The following is a 10331-nucleotide window of genomic DNA, read 5'->3' as shown; positions in this document are numbered from 1 at the left end:
TTCCAATATGTGTTAAAATTAAGTTGCCAGGAGATCTGCTGGTATCTCTCCTTGTTCAAGGGGAACTTTGAATTGAGTTTATAAAATTGGGGGATGAAATGGGGACGAATTTCACGGCTTTCTTAGGCCATACATTGAATCCAGACGACATTAAACTATTATGTGATGCTCTAAATTCAAGATCTTTAAAGCACGTCGATGAATTTACAACTTACCTACTTCCATATAATCCAAAAGATATGGGAAAGTCTTGGAAGGTCCAGGTTGGGATTGGTGGCTCTGTAGAAATCAGTGGACCCTGCGGGGTGGAGTTTACTCTCTCTGAGAAGGTTTGTTATTTTCATCATTATAGTAGATGGAAAAACTTTCTCCTTGATGAGGAGATTCAGCTGTATCTTAGGAAAGTTGCATTCGATCTAGCAAACTACTTTTCATCAACCTATGCAATTTATGTACCAGACAATGGCTCTAAAGAATCAGTAATTCTAGATTTTATTTGGGAAGAAGAAAATAAAGATATTAACTATATAAAAAATTGGCTTCTTGAACGTTGCGGGACACCTAAGGAGAAGATTATTCATATTTACAAAAAGTACAATGATTACTGGGATTCTGAAGGGTATTACATAGATTATTTTACTGATTTAGTGAAGGGGCCGGATAGTCGAATACCTAACTAGATTTGTGAAGGAATAGATGGCACAGTTTCAGGTTACTCAAACATCGAGGACGGAAAATACTTTAATCATTAAAGGTACCCTGTTGGAGGGACAAATAAGTGAGGGAATGGAAGTTCGAGTATCCCTACAACTCTCTGCAGGTAACTGCCGATGCTTAAATCAAGTTGAAATAGAACTATGGGAAATGTTGAAATTGAATGGTAATGTAATAAATATTTGCTAACCACGATTGAACTAACGAGGAACTATAGTTCAATCACGATATGACGGCAGCCAGCACACGATCGGCTGCCTTTGTCTGTTGAAGTAACGGGCAGGAGAGTTTCATTTACTTCGCGAATACTTCAGTTAAATGAAAGACTAGGAAATATTCTAAAATAATATAAACTCAGTTTTAAGCTCTTTAATAAATTACTAAGGATGAACGAATATGAGTGCTTGGAGGAGAAAGGGATTAGAATTGTTCTACGATATAAGATTTAGTTTCGTAGGCAAGGGGGATACAGTTTATTCATTAATATTTGAACTTAGAGACAGGGTTGTTAAGTCCCATCTGAATAATGATAATGAAGATCTTGATAAGATCTATAACTACGCTGAATGGTGTTTTTATCAATATCGAAGAAGTAACTATTTAAATAACGCCATCTGTGTTGGGTTTTATGAACATTTAGTTGAAGATGAAATAACTCGGAGAGCAATACCTTACAGAATTAAACCGGATATTTTCGAGAGTGTTAAGACTTTATTTGAATGGATGTTACGGAAAAATAAGGGGCTCTATGAGGAATTAGTTGAAGAATATAATAAAATCAATAACACTAATTTTGTTATTTAACTCGAAGACGGCTAGTTCTTCATAAAGAATTGAACTAACGAGGAGATAGTGGAATGACCAAAGAGCTGCCGGCAAATGTCGGCGGCTTCATTACGTTAACTGGCAGGATAGTTGAGCAAATAATTGCAATAACTGCAACATAGCAATCCAAAAGAAACTATTATATTCATCATATGTTATCATAAGCATCAAACATAAATTATTGCAGTTAGAAAGGAGTAAGGCATGGCAAATATCGAGCACTTGCAAACCGTACATGTTCCAGCGTCGAAGGTGTATGAAACTTTAACCACCGCTGAGGGACTGTCGGAAATATGGACCAATGAACTCATTATTAATAATCAGATTGGCTTTATTAATGAATTTCGATTCGGCAGCAATGACATAACTAAGATGAGAATAGAGGAATTGATCACTAATAAAAAAGTCGTTTGGCAGTGTATAGATTCAGATCCAGAATGGATTGGTACGATTATTTCCTTTGATATTCAAGAGAAGAACGGGAAGTCTTTTATTACTTTGCGTCATACGAACTGAAAAGAAGTAACGCCATTTTATCGCTCCTGTAACTACAACTGGGCTATTTTCCTTTATAGTCTCAAATCTTATTGTGAAGATGGCGAGGGTATCCCCTATCAAAAACGTAAGTTTTAATAATTTATGTTATACTGCTCATTCCGCTAATGGCGAACTATAGCGCAGGAGCTGCATTAAAGCAGCTCTTTTTTTTGATTTCATTGAAGTAACGGGCAGGTTAGTACAATTATCCGTCAACATTAAATAGACAAAAAAATTGACTTCGAGTGTACTCGAAGCCGTAGACTATCTTCTAAGGTCAAACATAAACTTTTGACGCTGATTTGATATGTTCCGGTATATCATACTTTTCTCCACATTCAGGGTTATTGTTTACTGGATTCCAGGTATCGTCCAATTGACCAGCCAAGACACTTTCGTAGTAAGCCTTCTTCTCTTTTATGTGCATTAATTGAAGGTTGTACTCATGGATCTTCGCTTCTAGTTCTTTTTCTTGTTTTGCAACAAGCTCAGCCCTTTCAGGAATCGTCTCATCGCCTTGCAAACACATAGCAATGTAATGTTTGACTTCTGAAATCGGCAATCCTGAAATACGAAAGTAATGCACCATTCGCAACCAATCCAGATCATGTTCAGAGAATAAGCGATTGTTTCTGCCGTCTCTCGAAACGAAAGGTATTAATTGTTGGTCATCATAGTAACGGATCGTATGTTTTGTAAGGCCAGTTATTTCAGATACATCTTTTACCGTATATTTAGGTTCATGTAATGTTTGATTCAAAATTTCGAACCTCCTTGCTATTGACTTCGAGTTACTCGAATACTTTATGATGTCATTGTACCAATGTTGTGAGCGCTCATCAACTGATAATCTCCTTTGGCATCCCTCATTAAACAAGGAACAGAGATTGCTTGGTGACTCTTATGGGAATGCGAATAAACGCTTTAACTTAAGACAACAATGACTACAGTTTATAAATGAATAATTAGAAAGAGGTTAGAAAATGTACACAAAATATAATAACTTGCTTGAATCCTTCACATTCAAAAATGGAATAACCCTTAGAAATCGTGTCGTTATGGCACCTATGACCACTTGGGCCAGTAATGACGATTACACGGTTTCAGATGATGAAATGAAATATTATAGAAAAAGAGTGAATGGCGTAGGTCTGGTTATTACAGGGTGTACGCATGTGCAACCAAACGGTATAGGTTTTACAAATGAATTCGCAGCTTATGATGATAAATTTATTCCAAGCTTACGGAAATTGGCGGATGCGGCGAAAAGCGGTGGAGCTCCAGCGTTACTTCAGATTTTCCACGCAGGTAACAAAGCACTACCGGACTTGACACCAAATGGAGATGTCGTTAGTTCAAGCGCTGTAGAGACTGAAGTTACAGCATTTGCTCCGTCAGTTTTGCCTAGAGCGCTTTCACACGATGAAATATTGGAAGTGATTCATGCGTTTGGAGAAACAACCAGACGAGCTATTGAAGCTGGTTTTGATGGTGTTGAAGTTCATCGCGCACACGGGTTCTTACTCCAAAACGTCTTCTCTCCTTTCTTTAACCGACGTGAGGATCAATGGGGGGGGGCAATGGAAAATCGCTTGTGTTTTCCATTGGAAGTAATTCAGGTAATTAAAAATACGATTAAAAAACATGCAATAAAACCGTTTATTTTCGGATACAGAATATCTCCTGAAGAACAAGGCGGTTATGGAATGGAAGAAGCCTATGAATTAATTGACCGTCTAGTTGAACAGGATTTGGATTACATCCATGCTTCACTTGATGATGTATCTTCAAAACCGCGAGGCAGTGAAGATGGAAAAACACGGCTTGAATTGATTTTGGAAAGAGTAAGCGGCAGAGTTCCTGTTTTGGCTGCTGGTTCTATGTTAACTCCGGATGACGTTGCAACAGCTTTAAATAAGGGACTGCCCTTAGCAGCGGTTGGTCATGCGTTAATTATGAATCCAGACTGGGTTGAAAAGGTCCAGAATGGAAAAGAAGCTGAAATTGAGACAGCAATTAAGACTTCAAAAGTAAGCGAGCTTGAGCTTCCGGAAAAACTTTGGAATATAATCCAAGCTTCGGGTCCATGGTTTAAGATTGAAGAATAACATCGTTATTGTTACATCGTATTCAATTTGCTGTTACTGTTGTTTTACCTACGAGATGGGCACTGTAATTGAAGCTTGCTAAGTGTTGGAGCTCACTCGCCAAGTAACTGAATGGGCAAAAGGTAGTTAGTATTGTTTCGCTAACGGATAACGATAGTTAAACATTTGAAGGGCTACCGTCGTGGTAGCCCTTCACTCGGCTAACGGGCAGGATAGCTAAATAGCAACAAGATGAGGCTGCTGGCAGCCTCATTAAACTAAAGGGCAGGCTAACTAACAGAACCCAAGAACGACAGTTCGTGGTAATATTTCTTGATGGAACGTACAACTCTCGCAGTGTAGTTGACCACGATGAAACATATATAAAAAAATAGGTCTTGTTTTCAAGGAGGTAAAACATGGATTACATTTCACCGAAGGAAGCTATGTTAAAGGTGAAACGGTGGCCTAAAGATACCATAGCGGCGGGTCGTCGTCATACCGTTGGGCTTAAATCTGACGGCACGGTGACGGCTGTGGGTGATAATAAATATGGCCAATGTGATGTAAGCGGCTGGCGCGATATTGTGGCGGTCGCTGCTGGTAATGTTCATATGGCGACGAACACGGGTAATGCTCATACAATCGGTCTTAAATCTGACAGTACTGTGGCGGCTGTGGGTTGGAATAAGTATGACCAATGCGATGTAAACGACTGGCTCGATATTGTAGCGGTTGCGGCGGGTTGGCGTCGTACCATTGGGCTTAAATCGGATGGCACGGTGGTAGCAGTGGGCCGAAATAATGAAGGTGAATGCAATGTAAGCGGCTGGCATGATATTGTGGAGGTCGCGGCGGGTGACTGGCATACCATAGGTCTTAAATTGGACGGCACGGTGACGGCTGAGGGTAATAATCGGTATCGCCAATGCAATGTAAGCGGCTGGTGCGATATTGTGGAGGTCGCGGCGGGTTATCTTCATACAATCGGTCTTAAATCGGACGGTACGGTGATGGCTGCGGGTTTGAATAAACATTACCAATGCGATGTAAGCGGCTGGCGCGGTATTGTGGCGATAGCGGTGGGTAGTAATCATACCATCGGCCTTAAATCGGACGGTACTGTGGCGGCTGTGGGCTGGAATGAGTATGGCCAATGTAATGTAAGTGATTGGCGCGATATTGTGGCGATTGCGGCGGGTTGTGCCCATACCGTAGGGCTTAAATTGGACGGCACGGTGGTTGCTGTGGGTGATAATGAATATGGCCAATGCGATGTTAGCGGTTGGCGCGACATCCAACTGCCCGGAAATTAGTTTTCAATATTAATAATAAAATACACAGCAACTTAGGAGATGAGAGCTCAAAAAACAACACCACGAAGCTGCCGCAGATCGATCGGTGGCTTCGTTGCGTTAACGGAGAACGATAGCGTAATAGCCAGGGAGCAGATCGCCAAGCGGCAGTTGCTCCCTGGATTTGTTGAAGTAACGGGCAGGTTAATTTCAATGAAGTTATTTCTTGACAATACATGAAGGAAGCCTTACATTATAACTATTCAAGAAAACAATTGAATAGTTGAGGTGTCAGTGTGATGAGTATTGAACGAATATGGAAAGATCAGTTGTATCAGGAATTTGCTCGTATTGGTAAGTGTTTATCTAGTCCTAAACGCTTGGAATTGCTTGACATGCTTTCTCAAGGACCTAAATCAGTAGAGCAGCTCGCAAAAATAACAGGCATGAGTGTTGCCAATGTATCCCAACACTTACAAACATTACATGAATCAAGACTGGTTCGATCCCAAAAACAAGGTAACTTTGTGATATACGGAATTGCTGAAATTTCTGTTGCCGATTTCATGGTGTCATTACATCGTCTTAGTGAAAAGCAACTTGTGGAGGTCCAGAAGCTTAAATCAGAAATCTTGCTAAACCATGTCAGTATAGAGCCTATAGCTTTAGAAGAGTTGCTCGAGCGTATGGACAGAGGAGAAGTTCTACTATTGGATGTCCGACCAGAAGATGAATATGCCACGGGCCATATTCCAGGTGCAATCTCTATACCTATGGAAGAACTGGAGAAGCACCTAGCGTCCCTTCCAGTGGATAAGGAAATAGTGGCTTATTGTAGAGGTCCCTACTGTCTAATGTCCGCGCAAGCAGTTGAAATTTTAAAAAGTAAGGGAATCAGAGCATCTCGTTTGGAAGAAGGCGTACACGAGTGGAAACGCTTTGTGGAACTTTCAAATATGTCAACCAAGGAGGACACTTAGTATGAATATTGGAATCATCTTGGAAACTAAGGAGCCTGAAAAGGCATGGAATGCTTTTCGTTTCGCTAACACTTCTCTAAAACGGCAGTATTCCGTCAAATTGTTTCTGATGGGAGAAGCCGTAGAATGCGAAGAGATTCGAGATCCAAGGTTTAATGTACATGAGGAAATGATGAAGTTTGTTCAGTTAGACGGAGTCCTATATGCATGTGGAACCTGTCTTAAATCAAGAAATCTAGAACATGAAACCATTTGCCCAATCTCAACCATGAACGATTGCGTTGACCTTGTAGAATGGAGCGACAAAGTACTGACTTTTTAATAAGCCAATAACACCTAGAAAGGTGGTTCTAAGCGATGACGCATGAACCCCAAGTAATTGACAGTCATATTCGGCAATACATAGATTCCACGGATTTGCAATGGAAGCTGTATAAGCGCTCCTTATTAATAGTAGTACTATCCCAAATTTTCGGAGGTGCAGGTCTTGCCGCTGGCGTAACGGTCGGCGCGCTTCTTGCTCAAGAGATGTTGGGAACCGAAAGTTTTGCTGGTGTTCCTGCTGCGTTGTTTACCCTTGGCTCAGCCGCGGCCGCCTTGTTGGTAGGTCGACTTTCAGAACATTACGGACGAAGGTTAGGGTTGGCTGCCGGATTCTTCGCTGGCGGCCTTGGTGCACTAGGGGTAATATTGGCTGCAGTAAATAATAGCGTAGTACTTCTGTTCATATCTTTACTTATCTACGGTGCAGGAACGGCAACTAACTTGCAAGCCCGTTACGCTGGAACAGATTTAGCTAAGCCTAATCAGCGGGCCAAAGCAATTAGTATCGCTATGGTTTCAACAACATTAGGTGCTGTTGCAGGCCCTAATATGGTGAATATTACAGGAGATTTTGCAACTTCTATTGGTGTTCCAGCGCTTGGAGGTCCGTTTATCCTAGCTGCAGCAGCTTATATTTTCGCAGGGCTGGTCTTCTTTATTTTTCTGCGGCCCGATCCATACGTTGTTGCAAAGGCTGTATTTGAAGTGCAACAATCTTTGGATCAGAAAGTAGATGAGGGTACAAGGGTTCAAAGAAGCAATATCAGCGGCTTGGTTGTAGGAGCAACAGTAATGATCTTAACCCAAATCGTTATGATTGCAATAATGACAATGACTCCAATCCACATGAAACATCACGGTCATAGCTTGGGAGATGTAGGATTAGTAATTGGCATTCATATAGGCTCCATGTTTTTCCCTTCACTTATTACAGGAGTTCTGGTTGATAAAATCGGTCGTACAGCCATGTCAATTGCTTCGGGGGGTGTTCTATTAATTGCAGGTATAGTAGCCGCAGCTGCCCCCCCCCCCGGATTCTATGGTGGTATTGGTTATTGCTCTATCGCTGCTCGGGATCGGTTGGAATTTTGGCTTAATCAGTGGGACAGCAATTATTGTAGATGCAGCTGACCCAACAACGCGTGCAAAAACTCAAGGAACGATTGATGTTTTGATTGCGCTTGCTGGGGCCTCGGGTGGAGCGATGTCTGGCATGGTTGTAGCTCATTCAAGCTATGCGACGTTATCGCTTGCTGGGGGAGGACTTGCCCTTTTGCTTATACCTGTTGTCATATGGTCTCGAAGTAAATCAAATGTACCGGTACAAAATAATAAATTTAACTCCTAAGATTAAACGGAAAACGATAATGTAGGAGTTTGCTTTTAAAGTCGCGTAGTTGCGGCTTTTTTTGTTTTAACGATGCGACTAAATCTATCCACGGGAGCGTGAATATTTTAGACGTCTGAGTCATAAGCTCAAATATGTTGTCTAGGAGGGGATGTTGTTCGTGTTTCCGTATCAATCGGGGAATTATCAAATTCCAAATCCTTATTACCGATTCATGCCCCAGGGGCAGTATTACAACCCTTATTCTGACACAGGATGGCTTTGGTGGCATTATCCCATAGAATCGAAAGGAAGCTACCGTTTTTCTCCGCCTCAGCAACTTACCTTCGTACTTGTGCATGGCTCTTGGGCGGATGCTCACTTTTGGAATGGCGTAGCTGCTGAATTGCGCAGTCAAGGGCACACAGTCTATACTCCAGAATATGCAGGCCACGGAACAGATCCAAATAAAAAAGTCACGCATGCAATGATTACGAAATCAGTCGTTGATTATATAAAACAGTTGGACTTGCACGACATTGTTCTCGTTGGGCACAGCTTCGGTGGCACAGTCATCCAAAAAGTTGCAGAACAGGTGCCTGATCGTATCAAGCGACTGGTCTTCTGGGATGCGTTCGTATTGAAAGATGGGGAATCGCTTGCAGACGAGTTGCCGCCCCAAACGAGACAAGGTTTTGAACAGCTCAGAACCATGTCGAAAGACGATACGATTATGCTTCCGTTTGAGCTGTTTAGGGCTTTGTTCGTAAATACGGCCTCCACGGAAGATGCCAAACTATTCTATAAAAGTGTCTCTCCTGAACCTGCTAAACCACTTTTCGAGAAACTGGATCTTAAAGCGTTCCACGCGCTACCAACCCCCAAAAGCTATGTATATTTCTACCAAGATAATGTATTGCCTCAAGGAGAGGGCTACGGTTGGAATCCCCACATGTCAACACGACTCGGTCTGTTCCGTCTGATCGTTGGTGATGGGGACCACTTTACGGATACGCGCACAAGACCAGCTTATTTGGCGCTGAAGATTTACGAAGCAAGTCGAGATTAATCTGCTCAAGCCTATATAATTGGCAACTGCCGGTGACAAGAACATATTGTTTTATGTAAATGAGGACGGCTATGGATACTCCTTGTCGATAATATTCATTATATAAAAACCGAGGAACTGCTGGGTAATATCCAGAATCCTCGGTTTTTATGCTTCCTATGAATTACTTGAGCAAATCATTTTATTAAGCTCCCATGAAAATAAAAAAGCTCAAAATCTTAAAAAAGATAGTGGAGTCAGACTAACGGTTGGGCTCTAAAAGCACCAGAGTTTATAGACCTTCTTCTCCCAGCCATAGTAGAAGTATAGACAGATTTTATCCATTTTCATCCTCTGTGGTGCAGCGCTGATCTTGCGCTGCATGAATGGCTAACAGGCAGTTTAGCGGAGTGTTGATTTATTATTTTACAAATTAGTGAGATAATTATCTGAGGGAGTGAGAATTAATTTGTTCGTCTAATAGGGAGTGACTTCAAATGGATTGTTGTGCACCATCTAATAGTACAGAAGCCGTAAAAACGGAGTGCCCTACATGTGGTGAAAAGGCTAAAAACGTGCAACTCATAACGCTTAAGTCCCTGCTAAAAGCGTCGGCATTAGAAATCATTGAGCCAGATAACACTTACGTTTTTTGTTCTAATCCTTCTTGCACTATCGTCTACTTCAGCGGGAACCATTCGCAATCGTTTGTGGGGAATGACCTAAAGGTGCCAGTGTATCAAAAAAATCAGAGGGCAGATGTGCCTGTGTGTTACTGCTTTGATTGGACGAGAGAGCGACTTCTTCAAGCCATTGACACTGACCTAAAACCTGCAGATCACATCAAAGCTCATCTTCAAGCTGGTCGTTGTGGGTGTGAGGTAAACAACCCCCAAGGTGCTTGTTGCTTAGGCAATGTGAACGCTTTTGTACGAGGACTCAAATAGTTGTAAGCAGAAAACCTATATGGTAGACACAGTGCGGTGTGATTGAACGGAGAACGTTTGTTCAATAAGAAACCAAGACGAGGCTGCCGGCATGAATCGGCTGGTTGGAGAAATGTGGAAGGAGTTGAATGAGAAAGATGACAGCATCATTTTCACATAGGCCCGAAGGATACGAATGTCCATTTTGTCGTGTTTCGGGTATCGAGCGACCTGATCAGGGAACAAAACAAAGGGATATCATCTATCA

General features: G+C 41.8%; 12 protein-coding genes. 11 read left to right on the top strand and 1 reads right to left on the bottom strand.

What is annotated here, in order from left to right; translation table 11 throughout:
• Positions 1 to 86: 86 nt before the first annotated feature.
• The 3 genes from GC093_RS32620 (at position 87) to GC093_RS32610 (ending at position 2055) form a co-directional block, all read left to right on the top strand.
• Positions 87 to 680 (top strand): hypothetical protein, encoded by a 594-nt coding sequence (locus tag GC093_RS32620; protein ID WP_171656133.1) that lies wholly within the window; start codon positions 87 to 89, stop codon positions 678 to 680.
• A 430-nt stretch (positions 681 to 1110) separates the two neighbouring features.
• Complete coding sequence (locus tag GC093_RS32615) at positions 1111 to 1518, top strand: DUF7674 family protein (RefSeq protein WP_171656132.1); 408 nt, start codon at positions 1111 to 1113, stop codon at positions 1516 to 1518.
• Positions 1519 to 1743: 225 nt separating this feature from the next.
• The gene (locus GC093_RS32610; protein WP_246315796.1) at positions 1744 to 2055 is read left to right on the top strand and encodes an SRPBCC domain-containing protein; all 312 of its coding nucleotides are present in this window, start codon (positions 1744 to 1746) and stop codon (positions 2053 to 2055) included.
• A 298-nt stretch (positions 2056 to 2353) separates the two neighbouring features.
• Here the strand turns inward: GC093_RS32610 and GC093_RS32605 are convergent, their stop codons facing one another.
• The gene (locus GC093_RS32605) at positions 2354 to 2836 is read right to left on the bottom strand and encodes a MerR family transcriptional regulator (protein WP_171656131.1); all 483 of its coding nucleotides are present in this window, start codon (positions 2834 to 2836) and stop codon (positions 2354 to 2356) included.
• Between the two features lie 223 nt (positions 2837 to 3059).
• On the opposite strand from GC093_RS32605, the gene GC093_RS32600 reads away from it, so the two are divergent.
• The 8 genes from GC093_RS32600 to GC093_RS32565 all read left to right on the top strand — a co-directional run bounded on the left by GC093_RS32600 (position 3060) and on the right by GC093_RS32565 (position 10084).
• Positions 3060 to 4184: an NADH-dependent flavin oxidoreductase gene (locus GC093_RS32600; protein ID WP_171656130.1), complete on the top strand. Its 1125-nt coding sequence runs from the start codon at positions 3060 to 3062 to the stop codon at positions 4182 to 4184.
• Positions 4185 to 4582: 398 nt separating this feature from the next.
• On the top strand, positions 4583 to 5479 hold the full coding sequence (locus GC093_RS32595) for an RCC1 domain-containing protein (RefSeq protein WP_171656129.1): 897 nt from the start codon (positions 4583 to 4585) through the stop codon (positions 5477 to 5479).
• Positions 5480 to 5757: 278 nt separating this feature from the next.
• Positions 5758 to 6438 (top strand): ArsR/SmtB family transcription factor, encoded by a 681-nt coding sequence (locus GC093_RS32585; protein ID WP_171656127.1) that lies wholly within the window; start codon positions 5758 to 5760, stop codon positions 6436 to 6438.
• A 1-nt stretch (position 6439) separates the two neighbouring features.
• Positions 6440 to 6760 carry a DsrE family protein gene (locus tag GC093_RS32580; RefSeq protein WP_171656126.1) on the top strand — a complete coding sequence of 107 codons (321 nt, stop codon included), beginning with the start codon at positions 6440 to 6442 and terminating at the stop codon, positions 6758 to 6760.
• Positions 6761 to 6795: 35 nt separating this feature from the next.
• Complete coding sequence (locus GC093_RS32575) at positions 6796 to 7893, top strand: MFS transporter (protein ID WP_376768695.1); 1098 nt, start codon at positions 6796 to 6798, stop codon at positions 7891 to 7893.
• Positions 7802 to 8110 (top strand): MFS transporter, encoded by a 309-nt coding sequence (locus GC093_RS37020; RefSeq protein ID WP_376768694.1) that lies wholly within the window; start codon positions 7802 to 7804, stop codon positions 8108 to 8110. The genes GC093_RS32575 and GC093_RS37020 overlap by 92 nt, the downstream gene beginning before the upstream one ends.
• Before the next feature lie 160 nt (positions 8111 to 8270).
• The gene (locus GC093_RS32570) at positions 8271 to 9158 is read left to right on the top strand and encodes an alpha/beta fold hydrolase (protein WP_171656125.1); all 888 of its coding nucleotides are present in this window, start codon (positions 8271 to 8273) and stop codon (positions 9156 to 9158) included.
• Between the two features lie 476 nt (positions 9159 to 9634).
• Positions 9635 to 10084 carry a putative iron-sulfur cluster-binding metallochaperone gene (locus GC093_RS32565; RefSeq protein WP_171656124.1) on the top strand — a complete coding sequence of 150 codons (450 nt, stop codon included), beginning with the start codon at positions 9635 to 9637 and terminating at the stop codon, positions 10082 to 10084.
• Positions 10085 to 10331: the final 247 nt, after the last annotated feature.

This window comes from Paenibacillus foliorum (assembly GCF_013141765.1).
GTDB classification, from domain to species: Bacteria; Bacillota; Bacilli; order Paenibacillales; family NBRC-103111; genus Paenibacillus_S; species Paenibacillus_S foliorum.
The sequence above is the reverse complement of the archived record's forward strand: the minus strand, read 5'-3'. Positions and strand labels throughout refer to the sequence as shown.

Bases quoted from the DNA above. Each gene is read 5' to 3' on its own strand.
- GC093_RS32565 (WP_171656124.1), top strand. From the start codon at position 9,635: ATGGATTGTTGTGCACCATCTAATAGTACAGAAGCCGTAAAAACGGAG.
- GC093_RS37020 (WP_376768694.1), top strand. From the start codon at position 7,802: ATGGTGGTATTGGTTATTGCTCTATCGCTGCTCGGGATCGGTTGGAAT.
- GC093_RS32615 (WP_171656132.1), top strand. From the start codon at position 1,111: ATGAGTGCTTGGAGGAGAAAGGGATTAGAATTGTTCTACGATATAAGA.
- GC093_RS32595 (WP_171656129.1), top strand. From the start codon at position 4,583: ATGGATTACATTTCACCGAAGGAAGCTATGTTAAAGGTGAAACGGTGG.
- GC093_RS32610 (WP_246315796.1), top strand. From the start codon at position 1,744: ATGGCAAATATCGAGCACTTGCAAACCGTACATGTTCCAGCGTCGAAG.
- GC093_RS32600 (WP_171656130.1), top strand. From the start codon at position 3,060: ATGTACACAAAATATAATAACTTGCTTGAATCCTTCACATTCAAAAAT.
- GC093_RS32585 (WP_171656127.1), top strand. From the start codon at position 5,758: ATGAGTATTGAACGAATATGGAAAGATCAGTTGTATCAGGAATTTGCT.
- GC093_RS32575 (WP_376768695.1), top strand. From the start codon at position 6,796: ATGACGCATGAACCCCAAGTAATTGACAGTCATATTCGGCAATACATA.
- GC093_RS32580 (WP_171656126.1), top strand. From the start codon at position 6,440: ATGAATATTGGAATCATCTTGGAAACTAAGGAGCCTGAAAAGGCATGG.